We start from the raw sequence: 22,457 nt of genomic DNA, 5'->3' as shown, positions 1-22,457 counted from the left end.
TATATGTGGCTGGTTAAAGGCAATATTCCAGCTCCCGTAATTTTGTGCATAGTGACATCATTGCCCGCTAGCTTGGACTCTGGAGTCAGGATTATCTACTCTTCACAAGAAGCTGAATCGCTTCTTTAACCAGCTTATCCGTGTCTCCTCCAGCCTCTTGCTCTTCCAATATACATCGTTGCAGATTCTCTGCTACAATTTGGGCAATCGCTTTATCTGATGCGTTACGTACGGCAGATAACTGGCTAACGACGTCTTTGCACGATTTTCCTTCATCCATTAAACGAAGTACCCCACGCACCTGTCCCTCAATCCTCCTCAGGCGCGTTTTCAGTTCATCACTGTAATTGTAATCCATAAGTAATGCACTCCTTTTTTGACTTACCATATACACGTATAGGTATATTATAAACCAAAAAAATAAATAGGATACCCTAAATAAATAGATTCACCTTGCCCTGCGAAGCATCCCCCAAGTAGGCGGCTACACCAGCATATTCCAAACCGTCGATTAGCTCTTCTTGCTGCAGCCCTAACAAATCCATGGTCATGGTACAGGCGACGAGCTTGATCCCCTGCTCTCGTGCCAACTCTATAAGCTGCGGCAAGGAAAGCGCATTGTGCTTTTTCATGACATGCTTGATCATCTGTGGACCAAGTCCAGCAAAATTCATTTTGGATAGTGCAAGCTTTTTGGGTCCACGAGGCATGATCCAGCCAAAGGCTTTTTCGAGCATTCCCTTATTGGTGCTCACGACTTCATCCTTGCGTAACGTATTTAGTCCCCAAAAAGTAAAGAAAATAGTTACTTCATGATCATATGCTGCCGCTCCATTCGCAATAATGAATGCAGCAATCGCCTTATCTAGCTCCCCGCTGAATAATACAATCGTTGTTTTGGGCTGAGCATATTCTTGATTATTTGTATAAATTCCTGCTGTCGTATTCATATGGATTCGCTTCCCTTAGTCTCTCCAGCCCATTCGGATATGCCTGAAAGTACAGATTTGACTTTATTAGCGCCTTTGGAAACTAATAACTGACAAGCCCTTTCACTGCGTGCTCCAGCTTGACAAATCACCGCTATCTCTTCTTCCAAGTTCAGTTCAGAGAGTCTGTTCTCCAGTTCGCCAAGAGGGATGTGCTTAGATCCAGGGATATGTTTAAGCGCAAATTCAGCGGGTTCACGAACATCGAGCAAAATGAAGTTCTCTTTTCCAGAACATTTTGCTTGTAGCTCTTCATGGCTTATCGTAGAAGAAAATATTTGCTCCTTCTTCACTTCAGCCGGATTTGCTTTGCGTAAATAATGTCGCATTACATCTCCTTCTTGGAGAGTGCCCAAATATTGATGTCCGGTGTTTTTGGCCCAGCTCTGAAAATCGGCTAATGAACCTTTGTCAGTCGCCTGAACCTCCATAATCTTTCCGGGAACGAGCTCATTCATAGCCTTTTTTGTTCTTACTATAGGCATCGGACAAGCTAGCCCTTTGCAATCAAGAATATGATCTGCTTGGATATTGTTAGTTGATGACATTGTAGTACCTCCGTCTGTTTTTTGAGGGGGCTTAGCTTAGTTAAATTTATTTATACATATACCCCTATGGGTATTAGAATAACGAGACTCGCTTCTCTTGTCAACTTATTTGGCCGTTTTTTCTCAGAAGCATTGTCTTGAACAAAATAAAATTAAAAGCAAAAAAGCCGCGCAAAAACGCGACTCTAATGCATAAACCCAAATTAATCGTCTTTTTTCATCAGTTCTGGCAGATCCAGCGACATCGAAATATTGCACAGCATACCTCTGGCAAGAAAAAGCATCGTTCTTTCCATTGCTTGTTCAATACCAGCCCGTCGGAAAGCATCATAAACCGTCGTATGAATTTCACGGAATCCTTGCTGCATCACGCTTACTACCTCATCCTCGCGGATCGTCTGCGCCTGCATTTGCAAAAGTGTTTCATTGCGGTATTCCATCATCATTTGCGAATAGGCTGCAATTAGCTCTTGCTCGAGCTGTTCAGATGAGGCCGAATGAATGACGCTGTGAAAAGATTCTATGATACGTGCAAATGAAACCTTCAAGGCTTCAACAAGCAACGCTTCCTTGGTAGCGAAAAAACGAAAGACATAGGGCTGAGAAATATTGGCCCGTTCCGCAACTTTGGCTGTTGTAGCTCGGTAGTAGCCCATCTCTGCAAACACTTCAATAGCAGCAGATATGATTTCCTTTTGGCGATTTATAGATGTTGACGTAGCTTTAGCCATGGTTTTTTCATCCTTTTATTTAGCACAGTTTTTCTGATTAGTGATTAATCAATTACAAATCAGTATAAACGACATACCCTAAAAATGCAATGAGTTTGAACAAAGTCGCCTCCGCAATTCTGACGGAAACGACTCTGTTATATACATCCAATTATGGTGTTTTAGAGTTAAAATATAATCGGATATAATTGATCTTTTGCGTTTTGGTTTGATAGGAAAATACTAAATAATAACTAAGTCCTGATGTGTTATTGATCGTATAATTAGCTTCTGCTGTGTCAGGTATGTCTCTAGAGGTGTCAACGGTTTCCGTAGGTTTGCCCAATTCGTCAACAACTTGTTTGATAAGCAACTTCTTATAGTCTGGATCGGAAGATGTAATTTCTGTAACATTATCACTTCCATCCAGCATGATGTCTGTATGATACTTAGCATAGCTTCTCATAGGACCTGTAGAACCTGACTCGGATTTCCCCCACAGCTCGAATAACAAATCGCTACTAGTTCCCAAGCCAAGACCTTTAGGCAAATTCGGTAAGGTCCCCTGCTTGGCTGCACTGAGTATAGCAGCTGCGGAGCTGTGTTTACCGTGAGATGAAGCTGTACTACTGGCAGGTTCTTGATGGGTAGAGGTTGAGCCTTGCCCATTAGTATTGAGATCCGTGTTTTGATCTGTAGAACTAGCAGGGGGTGTGACTGTTTCTGCTCTAGTAGGAGCAGTTGATTTTTCCTCCCCGCTATTGCTGCATCCTGTCGTCACAGCAAAACCTATAGCCAATAAAGCACTAGTGGTGATTAGCTTGTAAGCCAACTTTTTACGATCATAAGATTGATGTGTATGCTTCATTATAAGATCACTCTTTCCTTGTTCTTGGGTACAAACCAAGTGTAACCGAACCTCATTTCCGGAATACCTCTACTTGTTTCCAACTTGTAAACAAGGACATTGATGATTTTCTAACATACCCTATTTACGACCATAAGCTCCCAGCTGTTGTTTAGAAAAGGAGTAAGGAGAGTCACTCTTCTTCAACCATATATTCCCTTTAATGATGAAGATGTATACAGCAAAAACAAAGTAGATCGTACTCGCAATCCAGTCTATTGCCGTTGGGATGTCTCGCTGTACTATTTCATGAATATACCAGATTCCGACTGGAACATGCAGGAGAAGTGCCGTAAACAAGCCAGGATTATATAAGGTTTTTGCTTTAATATTGACAACGATGCCGTGCCAAACGACCTGAAAGAATCCCATAAAAACTGGTGCGAGTCCAAGCCAGATTACTTGCGGAAACCATACGGGAAGCAGATAAAACACATAGGCAATTGCCACATTGATAATCATCGCTGATTGAGTGTTTAAAGGGTAATGATCCGGTGTGTCACTTTTAAACATAACATTGTTAAATAAACCAGCAAAATATCCAGGCCAGCGGTACTCCTCAAATTGATGAAACAATATAGCCACAAAACTCAACCATAACATGCCTGTTATATCCGAAAGGATAGCTGGATTCATAAGTAAAACAATACATACAACCACACCGATTATAGCCCCTGCATCTTGCCAATATTTTCTCAAAAAATTCATATTAGTCACTCCTATGATTTATTTTTGATCAAAATATCTTTCGAACAGCAGATTTAATTGTTCCTCTATTGAAGGTATTTCCACAACTGCCCCTGATTCAAGAATTGGACTCATCAGTGCAGGCAGAAAAATAGCTCCAAATATTTGCAGCATCATTGCTAACAAGCGCTCCGGCTGTTGCTCACCTGTCAGCTCCTTGATCGTGCTCTGAACCTTTGGAAATCCCATTATGTTTAAAAACCTTCCGTATTCCTGTTGAGATGTAAAGGACGTGCTGCCCATGGCAATAATTCGCGAAAGAAGCTCTGGATATTGACGAATGACCTGCAGATAGTTAAGTAAAAATTGTTTCAGTCTATCTTGGGGGGGCATCGTTGTATTGTCCAAAATAGAAAAGGTATGTTGAAAGCCATTTAATATCACTTCAATAGCTTCACTGAGCAGATTTTCCTTAGAGCCAAAATAATAATTAACTAAAGAAATATTAGTAGCAGACAGCTCGGCAATTTTCCGGATTGTAACCGCCTCAAAACCTTCCTTTTGAATAAATTCCAGCGTAGCGTCTAAGATTTTTTCTTTGGTTTGTTGTTTTTTGTCTGGGTGATTCATGTTTTTCCTCCTCCTATTTCGTCCAATCATAACGGATGAATGAAATGGGACGATTTTATGTAAATGACTTTTCAAACAATAATTAAAACGTTGTTTAAATTACTGTTTGAACTCAGTTTAGCACTTTATATTTCACAAAACAAGGAGCAATTTGAGATTTAGGGAATAGAAAAACCCGCATAACGAATGAGATCGTTTGCGGGTCGATTGAATGGAGATTGAAAAAAGGCCTAAATAGCCCAATTTCCTTTGCGGAACACGGCTTCTTTGCTTCCGTCTTGCAATTCGCCGTCAATATCCAGCTCAGCTGAGCCGATCATGAAGTCCACATGAGTCAGGCTGACATTGGCACCGTTCTGGAGCAGCTCCTCCCGGTTCATTTGTGTCCCATTTTCCATATTAAATGGATACGCACTGCCTAGAGCCAAGTGGCAGGAGGCATTTTCGTCGATACCTGTATTGTAAAAAATGCGATTGAGATTGGAAATCGGTGAATCGTGCGGCACCAGTGCAACTTCTCCCAAATAGCTGGCCCCTTCATCCGTAGCGAGCAAATGAGTCAGATGCTGCTCGCCGGATTCTGCTGTATATTCAGTGACTTTACCGTCCTTAAAGGTAAACGTTATGCGATCCACCAGTTGTCCATTTAAATTGAGTGGCATTGTACTTGTGACATGACCATTGACACCTTTACGCTTAGGCATCGTGAACACTTCTTCTGTCGGCATATTCGCGACAAAATAATCTCCGTGCTCGTTCTCACCACCACCGCTGCGCCAAATATGCCCGTCAGCCAGTTCAATTCTCAAATCTGTTCCTGGTGCACGATAATGGAGGCTTTTATACTTTTTATGATTCAGCTTGTCTTGTACCTGTTCAAGGTTTTTCAAATGTTTCTGCCAATTCTGAATAGGATCAGAGCCATCTACACGATTCATTTGGAAGATTGTATCCCACATGACACGTATACGATCCTCTTCTGCTACATCTGCAAATACTTTATCGGCCCAAGCCTTCGTCGGCGCTTTAATCAAACACCAGCTAATTTTATGATTTCGGGTATATTTAGAAAAACCTTCTCTCGCCGTAGCTGCCGCCTTAGTCGCACGAGATACCTTTTGTGGATCAATGCCTTGATATAAATCCGGGTTCGGTACTTTAATCGTTAGTGTGGCTCCACCCTCTTCGGCAAATTTCTCCATCATTTCTGCCTTCCAAGCAGGGTAGTAATCAAAGCTGGCTTCGTCACCATGTTCAAAACGACTACGTGTAATGGAATCATCCTCGAACTCTACCTGTACATATTTAGCGCCTGCTTCATAGGCTTTGCTGACAATCAGGCGTGTAAACTCAACAGTTTCCAGTGGTGCAGTTACCAAAAACACCTGTCCGGGCTGAATGTTAACCCCTACTCTTACGACCAGTTCTGCGTATTGCTCCAACAATGATTCAAATGTACTCATTTTTCCACGCTCCTGTTCCGTTTTGATTATATTGAATGATTTCATCACTACAGTACGGATTGCTTCTCCATTTCACGCAGCTCCACTCTTCGTATTTTGCCCGAACTAGTTTTAGGAAGCTCTTGAATAAACTCTATTTTTCGTGGATATTTATAAGGCGCCGTCCATGTTTTCACATGATGTTGCAGTTCCTTCACTAACGCCGGTGATCCTTCTACCCCAGCTTTGAGTACGACAAAAGCCTTTACAACATGTCCACGAATTTCGTCAGGGCTGGCTACGGCAGCACATTCCTGCACGGAGTCATGCTTCATAAGCGCTTCCTCTACTTCAAAAGGACCAATGGTATAGCCAGAACTGATAATGATATCATCCCCACGTCCTTCGAACCAGAAATATCCATCCTCGTCTTTGCGAGCCCGGTCTCCCGTAACAAAATAATCTCCGTGGACACTAACTAATTTGCGTTCTGGATCATGGTAATACGTATGGAATAATGCCGGCAGATCAGCGCGTACCGCAATATCGCCCACTTGTCCCGGAGCCAACGGAATGCCATCCTCGTCTACGACCTCAACGAGTCCCGGTGCAATAGATTTACCCATCGAGCCTGTGCGCAGAGGTGCATCCTTTAAATTACCAATAATTAATGTGCTCTCTGTTTGACCGTAGCCGTCACGAATCGTAATGTTGAACTGCTCCTGAAACTTATTAATGACCTCCTGATTGAGAGGCTCTCCCGCAGAAACTGCGCTGCGCAATTGGGATAGATCATATTGATCCAAACCATCCGTTTTCGCCATAATCCGGTATTCTGTCGGCGTACAGCACAACACTTGGATTCCGTACTGCTGCATGAACTGCAAATAGCGACCCGGACGAAACGGACCATTATATACGAATCCGGTCGCTCCATTCCCCAGTACAGATAAAAACGGACTCCAAATCCACTTTTGCCATCCTGGTGCAGCTGTAGCCCATACTACGTCTGAAGCTCGAATATCCAACCATGGTGATGTTATCCGCAGATGAGCATATCCCCAGCCATGGCTATGTACAACACCTTTAGGATTTCCCGTGGTGCCCGAAGTATAGGCCAGAATGGCCATGTCGTCACGGTGTGTCTTTACAGCTTCAAAAGTATCTCCCTGTCCATCCATCAGTTCATTCAGCACGAGCCAGCCAGATACATCTGCCGTGTCGTCCCCGGAGACCACGATACGATAGTCCAGAGCAGGCAAATCATCATTTATTTTGTCCACTTCGCTTGTTACTCCCGTCCAGGCAATGACTGCACGCGCTTCCGAATGGCGAAGACGATATGCAATATCCTTGGCACGTAGCATTTCTGAAGATGGAATGACAGCAAGCCCCAGCTTCAAGCAGGCCAGATAAATTACATACGCAATAATACGCCGTGGTACTACGACCAGAACCCTGTCACCTTTGTTAAATCCCAGATTTGCGAGTCCTCCAGCCAGCCGGTTAGCCTTTTTCAACAGCTCTCCGTAGGTGATTTCTTCGTATTCTCCTGTCTCACTCAGCCACTTGAGTGCAGTTTTACTAGCATCATGGTGTTCCATTTCCGAAGTCATATTGTAATATTCAGGCGCAAGCCATTGTTGTTGATCTGTCAAATTATACCTTCCCCTTTATACATAAGATGAGATCCACTTTCTTACTGTAGTATAACACGTCTTAGTACCAGGTTCTAATACCAGGATCATTTTTTTGGAAAAAAATAAATTTGGTAAAGCGAACGATAAAAATAAAGAGCCTGATTTCAGGCTCTATTTCAGGCTCTTTTTCTTCACCACTATCGTGATCTACAACTGGAGTTCTACCATTGTAAAAGCTGCTTCCTGCCCGTTTACGAGCAGCGCAATCCGGTGCGCTCCCGCATAATGGCGACGAGTTGTCAGGTCTGCAAAACGGTGTGTCCGTGTACCTGTAAGACAGGTTCCTCCGGGGACCGTTTTATCAGATAGCAAAAACAGTTTACGTGAGACTTGTCCTCTCGCCTTCACAAAATCGATGCCGTACTCGATACGGACTCGTACTGGGCCACCTTCTCGAAGCTGAAGCGCGTAGCTCAACTCACAGTTATCACCGAGCCTTAGCAAGGCAGGGTCTGTGCTGAAAGAGGCTTCAGTGACTAACGGCGCCCCGTCTGTTTCATCCGCATAGCCAAACATTGCCATCACTTCGGGGATGGATTTGCGAATCAAGGTCCGACAGCCATGACGCACAATCCAATCGGTGTCAGGATGTGTCCCTTTCCACCGTTGAGCCGTAGCAATGACCACATCAGGATGATCCTTGGCAATATCGTTCAGGTTGTTGGCTACACTTTTACGTACATATAGCGAAGGATCCGTCTTCAGTAATTCCAATATGGTCAATACTGGAGCAGGATCGCGCTTAAACACAGGCAATGCCTGTCCCCAGGGTAGCCGTGGACGGCAGCCTTCGCTGGCAAGACGGCGAACGTGTTCACTATGGTGTCCCGCCCAGGTCGTCATCTGCTGCATCATCCGTTCCGGTTCACGCAGGAGGAAGGGTCTCACGGCAAACTCCGCAGAGGATTTAGATGTGAAGCGCTCCAGTGCCTTCATGGACAGGTCCCAATGCTCTTCTCCCTGCCCATACACCTCCACAAAATCGGGGAAAAACAAGTACGGAAAACCACTGCAATGCTCGTCTATAGCAAAAAGAATATCCAGAGCTTCTTCATAATTGCTGGGCAAAAATGCCCCTAATGTAAACGAAATACGCCGTATTCGTTCTTTTAGCTCCAGCTCATCCCATTTTTCATCCATTACTTGATGGATGAATCCGTTGGTATCGAACGGCATGTACGCAGACTGTACTTTTTCACCGAATAGTTGAAGAAAATTCTCCGTGTACATATTTTTTAAGGGCTCGGCCATTATATATCTCCTTTTGAATGAGGTTGAGAGAATTGTAGCAAGGCATACTAAAAATGCCAAGTCCTATGATTAGGACCTGACATTTTTACATTATTACAAGAAATCGTTTTACTTATAATTCGTGTTGGACAAACCAATTGGTAATACGTTGCAGTCGTTCCACGCGAAGCTGCGGGTGCCCTTTTCGTGAAAGCTCGTGACTTGAAGCTGGAAAACGGACAAATTGCGTAGGTTTCCCCAAGCGACGCAATGCTGTAAACAGCTGTTCTCCCTGCTCTATAGGGCATCGCAGATCCTGCTCCCCGTGCAATATGAGCAGCGGTGTGTTGATTTGCTGCACATAAGCCAGCGGAGATTGCCTCCACAAGAGCTCGCAATCGTCCCACGGATTCCCGCCGACTTCATCTTCAGTAAACGAGTATCCTATATCACTCACTCCATACATGGACAGCCAGTTAGATATGGATCGCTGGGTCACAGCTGCACGGAAACGATCGGTATGGCCGACAATCCAGTTTGTCATAAAGCCACCATAGCTTCCTCCTGTTACACCCAACCTTTCTGGATGAATGAATGGAAATTGACGTATAGCCTCGTCAACTGCGCTCAGCAGATCGGTGTAATCGCGTCCGCCGTAATCTCCAAGGACGACATTGGTAAAAGACTGTCCGTACCCTCGGCTTCCTCCCGGATTCGTGTAGATGACTGTATATCCCTGAGCGGCCAGCAACTGAAATTCATGAAAAAAAGAATTGGAATACATGGCATGAGGACCACCGTGAATCTCCAAAATAGCAGGATAGGATACCCTCTCCTTAAACTCAGCAGGCTTCATCACCCATCCCTGCACCCGTCGTCCATCCTCAACCTCAGTCCAGAAGCTCTCAGGCACACTGATCTCAATCTCATCAAGCAGAGAATCATTCACTCGTGTCAGCTGTTCCTCAGTTCCTGAATGAATCGCAATCCGGAACAAATCACCTGGTAAAGCTACATCGGTGGAAGCGGCAATGATATGCTGCTCATCCGAAGTAAGCTCGAATTGGTAAATTTCCCGTTCTCCCTGGGTTAAAATTTTAAAAGTTCCATCAAGCGCAAACTGATATACGTGTACATTGCCTTCAAGGGTTACCAGCGTATACAGGGATTGACCGTCCGCACTAAAGCGTGGTGGTCCTACATGAAGATGTGAACGCATGTCGCTCATACCCGCGTTACCGAGGTGAGCGTCAAGCGTCTCACTAACGCATACTGCCGTCCCCCCACTGGAAGGAACCGTGTACAGTCGGGTCTGTGTAGCGTCTTTGGCATGTCGATCATGACCGTAAAAGGCAATCGTTGAACCGTCGGGAGAATAAGCAGCACTCTCGATGTGCAGTTCAGAATGGGTCAGCTTAAGCGGTGCTGCTGCATCACCATTTGAAGTCGCAGGAGCTATCGTAAACAAATCATTTTGCTTACGTAAATCCGTATCCTCGTTCGAATGCTCTGCTATTCTGGCGACGAATAAAATACGTTGACCATCCGGTGACCACACAGGCTCCGCCACATCATAAGCGCCGGAAGTCAGTTGAACTGTGTACCCCGAAGTCACATCAGTTACATACAAGTGATCACGAGTATCATCCCACAGTCCATATCCGTCGGATTTAGCCTTCGTTCGATTAACGACTCGTCCCTTAAGTTGTGCCTCCTGAGTTCCTCCATCGGATGTAGGGCTTGACGGGTTCTCGGCCGTTTTAGCTACAAACGATATGCAGGTCCCATCAGGAGACCAGGCTAATGAACGAACGTTGTTCTCTACGTGTGTAAGCTGTCGTGCCTCCCCCCCGCGTTTCGGAATAATCCATACCTGGCGCTTGCCGTCTGTTGTACGGAGAAAAGCTAGTTGTGTTCCATCTGGTGACCAGACAGGCGTTTCATCTTTGGGTCCATATGTAAAGGGTACTGCGTTAGCGCCTTCAGGCGATAATAGCCAAATTCCTGAGTTATAATCTGTCCGCTCTTTATTAATATGCTGCTCTACGTAAGCGATTTCACTACTGAGAGGATGAATAGCTGGATCGCTAACCCAGTGAAGTCGATATAAATCCTCGGCTGTTATACAGCGCTTGGTCGTACTAGATTGTGGGTCGCTCAAAAAAATTCCTCCTTTATATCATTAGATTCCACATCTTTAAATTTTAATTAATCCGATTAATTTTATGAGATTTAAATAAATATACAATTACGTTACTCTTTTTATGTATCTCTGTCAATTTGTCTAAAACTAAAAAGCCCCTCTCTCAGTCGCTATCGACCCGAAAACACCGCTACTTCGGTTGCTTTCATGAGAGAGGGTAACGTTATTCATCAATCACAACTGAAAAATAGGAGAAATGGAGGGAGCACCTTTAGGAATAGCAGCCAGTGATCCATTTTCTTTGTGTAGGTTCGGCACCTGCTGCCAAATAGTGCTGGGGATCTCTCGCCGCAGCACAGGGATGATATCCTCGGCAAACCGATGCAACTGTTCAAGTTGCTCCTGCTCTTCCAGCCCATCCACGCTTATGCTAAGTACCTGATGGCCGAACGCAGTATAATAGTTTCGTATTTTTTCAAGAACGCTGTCCGCAGAACCAATCAGAACTGGACCGTTGGGGATATTGTCCTCCAAACTTGTAAACGGGGATTGATTATGCTGAGCCGCCGCCGTCGAGTGGTAAGCATCATAATACGGGCGATAGCGTCTGATCGCTTCCTCGTCTGTATCCGCCAGCCCCCACACCATACGCATCAAAACCAAGCTCCTCTGCGAGCACAGCCTGCTTGATTACATTTTGGAATTTTTGCTGCGAACTCCAGGCTTCTCCGGTAATCGCATTAGGCAGATTAGCCATTAGGCTGAATAATACAAACTTCATAAGCTCCTGCCCCCCTTCTGCGAACGAATCGGCTTCTTCGTTCCCTATGATCGCGTCTAATTTCGATTGGCTGTCTCGGCTTCATTTTTTTCACGAATGTAGGTGGAGAATAATTCAGGATTCACCACTTTACGCAGTAAATGCATCGTCCCGTCCCCTGTTCCATGGTCAAAAGCATGGATACGTTCATATCCCCAACGCTCGTACATGGATAGCAAATAGGGATGCTTTTCCGCAGTCGCCAGTGTCACAGCAGGAGCACCGACCTTGTCACGAATAATCGTTTGCTCTACCCAATTCAGCAGTTTTTTCCCATATCCTTTGCCCTGGGCAGCCGGGTCTACAGCAAACCACATCACAAACGGTAGATCGGTTATAAAATTAAGGGCTCTATTTTTGAGATGGCTAACGGTAGCCTGAATAACACCGTCTACTTCCAGCACATAGCAATCATTATTTTTAATGTTTTCTTGAATGAGAGCAACGTCTGCCTGAGCGGCAGGCCATCGAAGCTCCAACTGCCGAATTGTTTCATACGCCTCATACGTCACATACTGCAATCTTTCTGCGTCCTCCTGGAGTGCCAGACGATAGATTTCACTCATACTAACCCGCCTCCTTCTAATGTTTTTATAAAACGAGTGAACCACTATATAACTATTCCCATCTATTTAATAAGATATAAAAGTTAACATAACTGTAGCATGCTCACCATTCAGCGACAAATTAATTTTTTCTATAACTCCATTTAAAATAACAATAGCCCCTCGAAAGATGGGAATTCGTTCATTAAAGTCAACGCAAAAAAGCCCGAAAATCGGGCTCCTCTACTTTCTAGACGAATAAAATGCTGGTCTTAGCTCCGGCATTCAAAACAAACCATGTATGCTGTACTACTCCGCAGGGGCAGTAAAGCTGCGTTTGGCAAACTCGCTGTCCAGCATATAAAAGGCGTTGCTGTCTCTTTCAATGCGCTTAAGCTTCTGGATAACACTGTCGAACAGAGCTTCCTCTTCGACTTGCTCATCAATAAACCATTTCAGGAAATGGATCGTTGCATGCTCGCGTCCATCGAGGGCCAAGTCAGCCAGATGATAAAATTTTTGCGTGTTTTGCTGCTCATGCTTGTAGCCATGCTCAAATACGTCCAGCATGGAATCGTAGCTATTTTTCGGCTCCGGCAATGCAGCCAATGTGGCGCGTCCTCTACGGTCATTAATGTATTTATACAGTTTCATGGCATGAAACCGTTCCTCCTCAGCTTGTACCAGGAAGAAGTTTGCAAACCCATCCAGACTTTCACTGGAGCAATAAGCAGCCATCGCCAGATATACGTGAGCGGAGTAAAATTCAAAGTTCATTTGCTCATTCAGAGCCTGTGCCAAATTGTCATTCATGTCTCAGGTCACCTCGGTCATGTATGTAATAATGTAACGATCATAGTGTACCACGAATCCGATCACAAAAAAATGGACGGAAGTGAATTCAGTGCTCTCACGTTCCGTCCGCAATTTCCACAATCAGTTCACAATCAAGGCTCCAGACCCCAGACACGTTTGTTGTTTATATACAAAGGTGCTTTGTCCCAATCCGTATAAGATGTCTTGGTTGGATCATAGGAAAAATCATCACTTTCGTTATAGTTGCTCCAATCCACCTTGTTCATGCGAATCTGAATATCCCCTGTGTTTTCCCCTGCTGCCAGACTTCCCGCACCAGCTCCAAAGGAGATTTCCAGATAATAATCTGCGCCTGTAACGGCCTTATCCAGTTTCACAAAACGTCCCTGAACGTTACTACTGCCCAACTGTGCATAGTCACAATGGAATTCCTGTGACTTGTCGCCATCTACAGTGTAGTAGTATCGCAGCTTGACATTTTTCAGATCAACTGCCTCTTTACCCTTGTTTACTACACGGAACAGTGGCCGAATCTGGTTATCTCCCGGGTTGGTGTCACCCACGCGGTATTGTGCAATCACATCTCCCGTCGCTGGAATGGGTGCTGCCGTAGGCTTGGCACTGACCTCGGCAGAATCTGGGCTGGTTCCTAAAGAATTTGTTGCATTTGCCACATAATAATAAGTGGTTTCATTCACCACTCCTGTATCCTTGTAAGTGCTGTCTGTTACCGTTGCTACTGTGGTATAAGGGCCACCACTGGTTGTCGAGCGCTTGACCGTATATCTATCGGCACCCGTCGCTTTGCTCCAGGTCAGTGTAACCTGAGCATCCCCTGCATTTGCCTTCACATTTGCCGGAGCTTTGGGAGCTGTCGGCTCGGTTGGTCCACTACCGTTAATGAGACGGTCATACTCGGCATAAGCCGTTGCCATATCCACTTGGGACCAGAAACGATGATACGTAAATTCTGGAGCGCCTTTATCCCATTTTTTGGTCTGATTGTTCCAAGAAGTCGTGTATTTATCTTTGAGATAAGACCATTGCGGATCTTTAGTGATATTAGGCCGGATGTCACTATAGCTGGAATACGTACCATTACCGCCTTTGGACGGATCAGACGGTGTAGCGTCTGTACCAGGGATCGTGTTGCCTTGTCCAGTCTTACCACTCCAGCCGTTCGGAATATACACTTCTTTAGTGAAATAGCGATAATAATCCTCGCGCGCTTCCTTCGTTGTAATGCCTATACCATCGTTATAACCCCATGCAGCATCAAGCAAAGCTTTAGACAGATCCTTAGCTTCCTTGCCTAACTCGGAATAGTCTCCTTTTTCAGCTTTCGTTCCAGCAGCAAAAAAAGTAAGTGCTTTAACATAGCTGCCCAGCACTCCGGCATCCTGCCCTGGATTCTTTGTTACCACATGGAGATTGGTATTCCCTTTATGATTGGCAAATCCGCTCCAGGTTTCAGGCTTTCCGCTCCATTCCAGATTGCTCGGCAGCCAGAATTCCCCTTTAGCTGCTGTAGTAGCCACTTTCGGATTCTTGCCACCCAGAATACGCTTACCTTGAGCGTCCAAATAGTATCCCTGTGCATTAGTCACAGGCCGTTCGTTGGCAAATACATAGCTCTTGGACCACGCTATCCAGTTTTCCGTCACTTGTTTAGCCATTTTAAACTGCTCGGACGAAGTATCCCCTTTCTTGGCTAAAATGTAGTACAGCTCGGCAACCCGCTCGACAGACCAAGCCTGCATCCCGAACCAGTTGTTCGACGGTGGATCGTTATATACAGGAGCCCCTGTATAAGCCATGCCATAAAAGGTACTTGTGCCAGATGGATAAGCCTTGTAGGCACCATCCCAGCTATTCGTCGCTCCGCCTGCAATGGCCCCCTCATCGGATTGCAGCCAAGTATAAAACTCCAGTTGGCGCTTCAGCGAGGTCGCCCAGTCCTGTCCCGCCGTTGGTGAATTCGGTATTAATCCACCATCTTGATCGGACAACGCATACGCTGCGACGACATTTTGGTAGCCCTGATGTGCATGGCTGGCACCAATACGCCAAGCCCAGTTGCCGCTTTGGCCAAGTCCGCCGCCCCAGGCTGTATACCATGCCATCAGATAAAGACTGGCATCCTTGCCCGTACCAGCAATAGGACTTCCATTGGAAGCGCTTCCGGTTTTCTGGAAGTATTTATCGTACATGCCGTACCGCAAAAAGTCTCCCATCTTTTTGGCTTTATCCAAATATACGGAGTTGTCATATCCCAATTCCTTAGCCCAGTACATCGCTTGAACTGCCCGTGCATCCGCATCGGTGGCATTTGTGTAGCGCCATTGCTGTGCCGGGGCATTATTTTCCTTAGTGAACAAGCTCATAAAGCCTTCATTAGGCTTGCCAAACTTATGATTATCTTGTGATGGATGCGGTACAGCCTCCCAGACTGATTCCTGTTCCCCACGCTGGAAGGTGTTTACATAGGCAGCTGTATGCGACGGATTCAGAAGATTGCCGAAGCCGTACCAATTATCCACATCCAACAACCAGTGCATCAGATAAGTCTGGTTGTTGCCATAGGTTGCCTTCAGCTCAGAGTCCAGTGGATCCTTGCCAGCACCATACTGACCACTCAGGCGGCTTGGGTACTGATCCGGCTGCGAATATTCTGCGGCATAAGTGGCGGGGCTGGTCGGATTATAGTTACTCATTGTCGGTTGTTCTTCCTTACCGTCGCCTTCATTAACAGGAATGATATATTTCTCCATGTTGTCCCATGCGGATTCCAAATGTCCCCAATCCCCGGTATAATGACCATACAGCACTTCCAGCCACATCCAGTAGCTGTACGCTTCCGAAGTCGTTAAGTGTCCGTAATCCGGAGCCTCGCTCATGAGCGTTTCAACGGAATGATAAGGGATGCCTTCTTTTGAAAAGTATCCGCTAGCCGGATCCTTCAGCTGTTTATATAGTTGTAGAAAACGTGTCGATTCCGGTGTTGCGGCTGATGCACGGTCGGGTCCTGCCTGAAATAAGCCCAAGGTTAACGAAAGTACCAAAATGGCTGACATGACCATAGAGACAGATTTCCTGAACACGGATTTTCTGCTGATCACTTTTGCATTCATCCTCTCCATTATCAATTTTGGCTTTACACAAGATTTTATTCCGAAAAACGACAGCACAAAAAGACAGCATCATCACCTCACTTTCCCGTAAAAAAGGTGGAGGACACGCTGTCTATTGCTCCAAATGCTTCGCATTGGCCCTGGAAAAAATATATCATACTAGGCGCCAAATGAGAGTCGAAAAATTCTATAAGTTTTTAGAGATTCACAAGGAAAATTGACGAAATCGATTGGAATCGGTACTATTTCACAGGGAGGCGTTAAAACATGAAAATTTTGCTATTGCTTGGTTGTATCGTGATGTTTTTAGCCGTAGCTCTGGGAGCGTTCGGCGCGCATGCATTGAAAAAAAGACTTTCCGCAGACATGCTCAGCATATTCCAGACAGGAATTCAATATCAAATCGCTCATGGACTGGGTTTGCTACTGCTTGGAGTTCTTGCTGACAGCCTTGTCCATTCTTCTCTCATCGTTACCGCAGGTTGGGTTATGCTGGTGGGTATTCTCCTGTTTTCCGGCAGTCTGTATGCCCTTAGTATATCCGGTGTGAGAAAGCTTGGGGCAATCACTCCCCTTGGCGGGTTGGCCTTTTTGGCAAGCTGGGTCATTGTAATCGTGGCGGTTGTGCAAGGTTAAAGAAGGATAAAGGAACGGAGACTTGGAAAAGGAGGCGCTTCCAAGTCTCTCAATTATTAACGCAGCATTCCTGATTATATATGAAAGAATGCACTATCTCGTCTGCACTTGTTGCGCTTTCTGAGCGGCTATCCGATGACCTTCGATATAACGTCTGGATTCAGCCATCTCATGCTCCTGAGCAGCTTCCATAATAATATGAACCCCCGGCTTGTACTGCTCCAGTAGTTCCATGTAGAGGCCATAGTTCATGTCTCCAAAACCCGGCGGCACCGTCTCAATTTCACCTGACGATGACAACCGCCGGTCTTTGGCATGCGCTGCGATAATCCGGGGGCCCAGCAGTTGGAAAGCTTCGCGGATGATCTCATCCTGTTGCGCCAGATTTTCCGTTTTCAGCAGATTACCCGGATCAATCACAACACCGATGTGTGAAGAAGGTACTTCCTCCAGAAAGGTAGCCAACTCTACGGCGGTTCCGACCAAGTGATCGTTTGCAGCTTCCAATCCTACGAATACGCCCCACTTCTCCGCTTCATCTGCTAATTCACGCACTACTTCCCTTACAACTCTCCAGTCACGTTCCGTATAGGCGGTACCGTCCTCATTACGTCCGACTTCAGCTGCAACCATTGGTGCTCCTAACAGACCCGCATATCGGATCAGCTCTTTGAAGCGCTCTACATTTTCACGCAGCAATTCCTCATCCTGTATAAAAAAATGTAAATAGCACCCGAGCACTGATATGGATACACCATGCTTACGAAATTCTTCTGCGATAGACAGTGCCAATCCCGGATTGAACTTACCCGGTTTATTAAAATCTACATCACTGATCGCTCTCCACGGAGCCAGCTGAACATGAGTAAAGCCCGCTGCGCCTACCTTTGCAGCCAATTCGCGATAAGGCAACTTGCCAAACAAGTGTGCCAATACACCTACTGTCACTAAAAATCACCTCTTATTTTTATTGTTGTATGCTACTTGTTACCGTACTCTGCTCCAAGGTCTCATTGATGATGTGCGTAATCCGTTCCACTTCATCATGAATAAAAAAGTGTCCTCCCTCAAAGGTAAACATACGAAATTGCTGATCCGTATGGTGTGCCCATGCCTCCGCATCTTGTAAGGTCACCGTGTTATCGGTCATTCCCGTCAAAGCGGTGATAGAACAATGTAAAGGTGCGGCTTTAGCCATGTACTTATACAACTCGACAGCTTTGAAATCCGCTCTTAACACTGGCATAAAATAGTCGTATAATTCCCGATTGTCAAAAATCGCTTCCGAAAGCTGACCGTACCGCTGCAAATGCGTCCTGAACTGATCTGCGGGCAGATCGTGTAACCACGGGGAATTTCTTGGGACATGCGGTGCCCGTCCACCTGAAACGAACAGATGAGCAGGCTTTCCATATCCACTCGCCACCAGCTTGTAGTACAGCTCGAATGAGATCATCGTCCCCATACTGTGTCCGTATATGGCATAAGGATCGCCCGGGGCTATCTCTTCGCTGATCTTGTGCAACAGATCCTCGCTCATCTCTTCAATGCTTTCCTTTAGCGGTTCCCCAGAACGAATACCTCTGCCCGCTAATTCCAGTGGAACAAGCTTGATCTGCGGAAGTAGCAACTTTTTCCATTTGAAGCTGACCGACGCCGATCCGCCTGCATACGGGATAAAAAATAATGTGATAGGTGCCATTCTTGCAACCTCCTGCCTTGCTAAGTTCTAACTTTTTCATTTTAGCATAAAAAGGTATATTTACCCATTTCAAATATTTTGCAAATTCCAGAAGAATGCTTGAGAAAATCAAGCACATTTTGTATAAGGCAGGAAATGTCTTTCTAAAGAAAGAACGGCTTTATCTTCGAATATAATCATGTGTTGGGTCTTTTGACGGGTACAGCGGCATGGAACTTTATAGCTATTACTCAATCCATTCTCGGTATTCAGCCTGAATGGGATGGTCTGCGTATTGATCCGTGCATTCCTACAGCCTGGGACGAATTCACAGTCACCCGTGTCTTCCGCGGTGATACCTACGTGATTCATATCACGAATCCACAGCATGTCTCCAAGGGTGTAGTTACAGTTACCTTAGATGGCACCGTCCTTACGAATAATACCCTGTCGGTTGCAGGGGACGGGGCTATCCACCAAGTAAAAGTGTTGCTAGGCTAACAAGTTCATGGCCTTCAAAAAAATTAGCTTCAACTTCATCACATAGTATCTTATAATACGAGAATGGCTAAAGATACATTAAGTGTGGTGACATCATGAACAAGACAAAACGGCTTACTCAAACCATGGATTACAAAACAAAACAAGCCCGCTGGGTGCGCAAAATGTTATTACTATATTGGATGATTATAGCTGTACATTTTATCGTCCAGCTGGGCAGCTACTTATTTCTTGATTACCACGCTTCGCCTTATGAATTTTACGTCGGAACCCTTATTATTCCCACGCTAATCATGAGTGGTTCCAACTTACTGGCAGAGTTGGCTCATTTTAAATTTAACAGGTATTCTTTTGCGATCCTGTTTATGGCAAGCACCGTCATTTGCTGGATGATTATTCGCCTAAATTATGATATCCGGATTATTCCTGCGCTATGTTTGTTGCCTATTTTCTCTTCTATTCTGTTCTTCAATCGTCGCTTAATATGGCTTTCCTTTGTATTGCAAGTGGTCGTCTTTTTTCTGTTGCTGGCAGCAGATGAATCATTCCGCAGCTATTTGTCAGACTTTGATATCGTGGCGATTCCAACCTTTTTAATTATGTCCACCTTTCTTGCTCTCATTATTCAGGCCAGCGGCCGCGATTTGTTAGTGGATTTGTATAAAACAAAGCGTGCCCAACAGGAATTAATGATCAGTAACGCGATTATCAGCAAAATGTCAATGACTGATGGTTTGACAAAGCTGTACAATCATTTGTCCTTTCAAAACTTTTATGAAAAAGCACTCGAATATGCCGAACAAGGCGCGATCATCCATCTGGCGTTAGTGGATATTGATAATTTCAAGAAGATCAATGACACTTACGGACACCAGTTCGGAGATAAAATTTTGGAAGGCATCTCGCAAATCATTACAGAACAGATTACCGCAAATGACATTGCAGCTCGCTATGGCGGTGAGGAATTTGCTATTTTGATGTTCGAGCATACTTTCGAAGAAGCTTATCAGATCGTCGAAAACATCCGGCGTGAAGTGGAGAAAATGACCTTTCAGGAGAAATTGCAAATCGTTTCTGTAACCGTAAGCATTGGACTGAAAAGCTATACAGAGGAAATGAACAAAGATAAAGATGTATTTTTTCAGCAAGCAGATGACTATCTGTATCAAGCTAAGCGCTCTGGGAAAAACAAAATTGTTGCTCTTAATCATATCGCTTAATGTAAAAACACTTCATTTGATGGACTTCGGCATGAGCTTGCCGGAGTCTTTTGAATATAGACCTTAAAATGTAATAGAGTTGACAATTCCATAAGTTGAAACTAAAATTGTTACATATGTATTGGTTATTTACTTACAATAAATAAGTTCGAAGGAGATGGTTTTAAATGTCAACCCTCGTTATTGTCGTTCACCCTGATCTTGCGCAATCTCGCATTAACAAAAGATGGGTGCAAGAACTCAAGAAACAATCCGACGTGACCGTTCACAACCTGTATGAAGTATATCCAGATGAGCAAATCAATGTCGCCCAGGAGCAGGAACTGCTAGAGCAGCATGACCGTATCGTTCTGCAATTCCCTTTTTACTGGTACAGCACTCCTTCCCTGCTGAAAAAATGGCTGGATAAGGTTCTAACCTACGGCTGGGCTTATGGAAGCGAAGGTGGCAAGCTACAGGGCAAAGAGTTGTTGATCGCCTTGTCTGCTGCCAGCGTTGAGGAAAATTATCAACATGACGGACGGAACAGGTATACGATCGAAGAGTTGTTGAGACCTCTGGAAGCTACAGCCCATATGATTGGTGTCAAATTGCTCCCTTATTTCGTACAATATGGTGCTGCAGTATTGACCGATGAGCAACTAGAGCAATCCGCACAAAAATACGCGCAAACGGTTATTTCTTAATTTTTTACTAGAAAGCCCCTTGGACGGCGCCCGCCATACCTGCTTTACAGCAGACGGCAGCTCCAGCCAAGGGGCTTTACTGATCGATTTACATCGTAACCAAGGTACTGGTTACTTGTGCCATACTTTCTTTAATAATTTCGCAGCCCTTACGCAAGTTTTCCAAGCTTATCGTTAACGCTGGCATAATTTTAATTACCGTATCGTTACGCCCAGCACGTTCAATAATGAGTCCCCTACTAAAGCAGAGAGACGCTACCTCCTTGGCGAACACTTCTCCCAGATGAGACACATCAATCCCCCAGATCAATCCCATGCCACGAATTTCAATAAGAGGATCTATCGATTGGATATGTTCACGTAAGAACTGCTGAACAAAAGCCTCTTTTTCCTTCACTTGTGCTTCCAGCTCTACCGTATCTCTGAACTCCAGCGCAGCCTTTGCCCCGACGAAAGCAAGCTGATTTCCACGGAAGGTGCCGTTATGCTCACCCGGACTCCATATATCCAATTCTGGCTTGAGTAGCAACAGAGACATTGGCAATCCGTATCCACTGATCGATTTGGACAAAACAACCATATCAGGAACGATTCCCGCCCGCTCGAATGAGAAGAACGAACCAACCCGGCCGCAACCGACTTGAATATCGTCAACAATGAGTAAAATATCATGATCATCGCACAGCTGTCGCAAATCACGCAGCCATTCGGTCTCTGCAATATGAATACCGCCTTCAGCCTGTACCGTTTCCAAAATGATCGCGGCAGGCTTTTCCACACCCGAATGGGTGTCTGTTAAAAGCTGCTCCATATACAAAATGGTATCCATTCCGTTAAATGTGCTGTTATAAGGTATGAAGGTAACATTGTTCAGGGGAACCCCTGCGCTCTCTCGCATGGAGTTGTTGCTGGTAATAGATAAACTGCCCAGCGACATCCCGTGGAACGCACCCATAAAAGCAAAAATACCATTTCTGTTTTTCACCTTGCGTGCAAGTTTCAGTGCTGCTTCCACTGCATTGGTTCCGGTCGGTCCGCAAAATTGCAGCTTATAATTCAAGCCCTTGGGCTGGAGAATACGCTCTGAAAAAGACTCCATAAACTCTTGCTTGGCCGTCGTGTACATATCCAGACCATGCATAATCCGATCGGAAGTTAAATAATCCAATATCCGGTTTTTCATAAAATCATTATTGTGCCCATAGTTCAAAGCCCCTGCACCGGCAAAAAAGTCAATGTAACCCTTGCCTGCCTCCGTGTACAGTACATCGTTTTTAGCTTTGTTGAAAACAACTGGAAAACTTCTGCAATAGGATCTTACATTGGACTCCAGCACTTCGAATGTGTTCATGATCTCTCGTCCTCCCGCTGACCTGATTTTAAAAAATACAAGCATGGAAAGCAAAAAAATGTAAATATGTAATCTAAAAGAGTA

21 protein-coding genes and 2 pseudogenes are annotated in these 22,457 nt (G+C 45.0%); 4 read left to right on the top strand and 19 right to left on the bottom strand.

Annotation, left to right across the window (positions count from 1 at the left end):
• Positions 1-91: 91 nt before the first annotated feature.
• The 16 genes and pseudogenes from AOU00_RS24650 to AOU00_RS24580 all read right to left on the bottom strand — a co-directional run bounded on the left by AOU00_RS24650 (position 92) and on the right by AOU00_RS24580 (position 16,247).
• Entirely contained in the window at positions 92-358 is a 267-nt protein-coding gene (locus AOU00_RS24650; RefSeq protein WP_013310304.1) for a metal-sensitive transcriptional regulator, read from the bottom strand.
• A 76-nt stretch (positions 359-434) separates the two neighbouring features.
• Entirely contained in the window at positions 435-950 is a 516-nt protein-coding gene (locus AOU00_RS24645; protein WP_069291902.1) for a DsrE/DsrF/DrsH-like family protein, read from the bottom strand.
• Positions 947-1,537, bottom strand: coding sequence for a sulfurtransferase TusA family protein (locus tag AOU00_RS24640; RefSeq protein WP_069291901.1), 591 nt, complete (start codon positions 1,535-1,537; stop codon positions 947-949). The genes AOU00_RS24645 and AOU00_RS24640 overlap by 4 nt, the downstream gene beginning before the upstream one ends.
• Positions 1,538-1,740: 203 nt before the next feature.
• Positions 1,741-2,268 (bottom strand): TetR/AcrR family transcriptional regulator, encoded by a 528-nt coding sequence (locus AOU00_RS24635; RefSeq protein ID WP_069291900.1) that lies wholly within the window; start codon positions 2,266-2,268, stop codon positions 1,741-1,743.
• 151 nt (positions 2,269-2,419) lie between these two features.
• Positions 2,420-3,115: a DUF4309 domain-containing protein gene (locus tag AOU00_RS24630; protein ID WP_069291899.1), complete on the bottom strand. Its 696-nt coding sequence runs from the start codon at positions 3,113-3,115 to the stop codon at positions 2,420-2,422.
• Between the two features lie 120 nt (positions 3,116-3,235).
• Positions 3,236-3,862: an HXXEE domain-containing protein gene (locus AOU00_RS24625; protein ID WP_069291898.1), complete on the bottom strand. Its 627-nt coding sequence runs from the start codon at positions 3,860-3,862 to the stop codon at positions 3,236-3,238.
• 18 nt (positions 3,863-3,880) lie between these two features.
• The gene (locus tag AOU00_RS24620; protein WP_069291897.1) at positions 3,881-4,471 is read right to left on the bottom strand and encodes a TetR/AcrR family transcriptional regulator; all 591 of its coding nucleotides are present in this window, start codon (positions 4,469-4,471) and stop codon (positions 3,881-3,883) included.
• Positions 4,472-4,701: 230 nt separating this feature from the next.
• Positions 4,702-5,934, bottom strand: a complete 1,233-nt coding sequence (locus AOU00_RS24615; protein WP_069292113.1) for an aminopeptidase — start codon at positions 5,932-5,934, stop codon at positions 4,702-4,704.
• A 47-nt stretch (positions 5,935-5,981) separates the two neighbouring features.
• Complete coding sequence (locus AOU00_RS24610) at positions 5,982-7,571, bottom strand: acetate--CoA ligase (RefSeq protein ID WP_069291896.1); 1,590 nt, start codon at positions 7,569-7,571, stop codon at positions 5,982-5,984.
• A gap of 189 nt (positions 7,572-7,760) precedes the next feature.
• Positions 7,761-8,864: a DNA alkylation repair protein gene (locus AOU00_RS24605; RefSeq protein WP_069291895.1), complete on the bottom strand. Its 1,104-nt coding sequence runs from the start codon at positions 8,862-8,864 to the stop codon at positions 7,761-7,763.
• 112 nt (positions 8,865-8,976) lie between these two features.
• Positions 8,977-11,004 carry a S9 family peptidase gene (locus AOU00_RS24600; RefSeq protein WP_069291894.1) on the bottom strand — a complete coding sequence of 676 codons (2,028 nt, stop codon included), beginning with the start codon at positions 11,002-11,004 and terminating at the stop codon, positions 8,977-8,979.
• Between the two features lie 216 nt (positions 11,005-11,220).
• Positions 11,221-11,622 (bottom strand): annotated as a pseudogene (locus tag AOU00_RS24595) (LLM class flavin-dependent oxidoreductase); the annotation flags it as partial.
• On the bottom strand, positions 11,573-11,767 hold the full coding sequence (locus AOU00_RS27275; protein WP_237166232.1) for an LLM class flavin-dependent oxidoreductase: 195 nt from the start codon (positions 11,765-11,767) through the stop codon (positions 11,573-11,575). The gene AOU00_RS27275 and the pseudogene AOU00_RS24595, both read right to left, overlap by 50 nt.
• Before the next feature lie 56 nt (positions 11,768-11,823).
• Positions 11,824-12,372, bottom strand: a complete 549-nt coding sequence (locus AOU00_RS24590) for a GNAT family N-acetyltransferase (protein WP_023988541.1) — start codon at positions 12,370-12,372, stop codon at positions 11,824-11,826.
• Between the two features lie 288 nt (positions 12,373-12,660).
• Positions 12,661-13,164 carry a ferritin gene (locus AOU00_RS24585; protein WP_013310291.1) on the bottom strand — a complete coding sequence of 168 codons (504 nt, stop codon included), beginning with the start codon at positions 13,162-13,164 and terminating at the stop codon, positions 12,661-12,663.
• A gap of 134 nt (positions 13,165-13,298) precedes the next feature.
• The gene (locus AOU00_RS24580; protein ID WP_172828350.1) at positions 13,299-16,247 is read right to left on the bottom strand and encodes a glycoside hydrolase family 48 protein; all 2,949 of its coding nucleotides are present in this window, start codon (positions 16,245-16,247) and stop codon (positions 13,299-13,301) included.
• Positions 16,248-16,565: 318 nt separating this feature from the next.
• On the opposite strand from AOU00_RS24580, the gene AOU00_RS24575 reads away from it, so the two are divergent.
• The gene (locus tag AOU00_RS24575; protein ID WP_061831662.1) at positions 16,566-16,934 is read left to right on the top strand and encodes a DUF423 domain-containing protein; all 369 of its coding nucleotides are present in this window, start codon (positions 16,566-16,568) and stop codon (positions 16,932-16,934) included.
• A 93-nt stretch (positions 16,935-17,027) separates the two neighbouring features.
• Here AOU00_RS24575 and AOU00_RS24570 read toward each other — a convergent pair whose 3' ends face one another.
• Together AOU00_RS24570 and AOU00_RS24565 are read right to left on the bottom strand one after the other, a co-directional pair.
• On the bottom strand, positions 17,028-17,882 hold the full coding sequence (locus AOU00_RS24570) for a sugar phosphate isomerase/epimerase family protein (protein WP_061831661.1): 855 nt from the start codon (positions 17,880-17,882) through the stop codon (positions 17,028-17,030).
• Positions 17,883-17,901: 19 nt separating this feature from the next.
• Positions 17,902-18,636 (bottom strand): thioesterase II family protein, encoded by a 735-nt coding sequence (locus AOU00_RS24565; RefSeq protein ID WP_061831660.1) that lies wholly within the window; start codon positions 18,634-18,636, stop codon positions 17,902-17,904.
• 192 nt (positions 18,637-18,828) lie between these two features.
• On the opposite strand from AOU00_RS24565, the pseudogene AOU00_RS24560 reads away from it, so the two are divergent.
• The 3 genes and pseudogenes from AOU00_RS24560 to AOU00_RS24550 form a co-directional block, all read left to right on the top strand.
• Positions 18,829-19,116 (top strand): annotated as a pseudogene (locus tag AOU00_RS24560) (glycosyl transferase); the annotation flags it as partial.
• Positions 19,117-19,211: 95 nt separating this feature from the next.
• A complete protein-coding gene (locus AOU00_RS24555) occupies positions 19,212-20,336 on the top strand; it encodes a GGDEF domain-containing protein (RefSeq protein ID WP_069291892.1) in 1,125 nt (374 codons plus the stop codon).
• A 167-nt stretch (positions 20,337-20,503) separates the two neighbouring features.
• Complete coding sequence (locus AOU00_RS24550; protein WP_069291891.1) at positions 20,504-21,022, top strand: NAD(P)H-dependent oxidoreductase; 519 nt, start codon at positions 20,504-20,506, stop codon at positions 21,020-21,022.
• An 88-nt stretch (positions 21,023-21,110) separates the two neighbouring features.
• Here the strand turns inward: AOU00_RS24550 and ectB are convergent, their stop codons facing one another.
• Positions 21,111-22,373, bottom strand: a complete 1,263-nt coding sequence (ectB, locus tag AOU00_RS24545) for a diaminobutyrate--2-oxoglutarate transaminase (protein WP_069291890.1) — start codon at positions 22,371-22,373, stop codon at positions 21,111-21,113.
• Positions 22,374-22,457 lie beyond the last annotated feature (84 nt).

Origin of the sequence: Paenibacillus polymyxa (assembly GCF_001719045.1) — a bacterium.
GTDB classification, from domain to species: domain Bacteria; phylum Bacillota; class Bacilli; order Paenibacillales; family Paenibacillaceae; genus Paenibacillus; species Paenibacillus polymyxa_B.
This window is presented reverse-complemented; position numbering and strand designations above follow the sequence as displayed.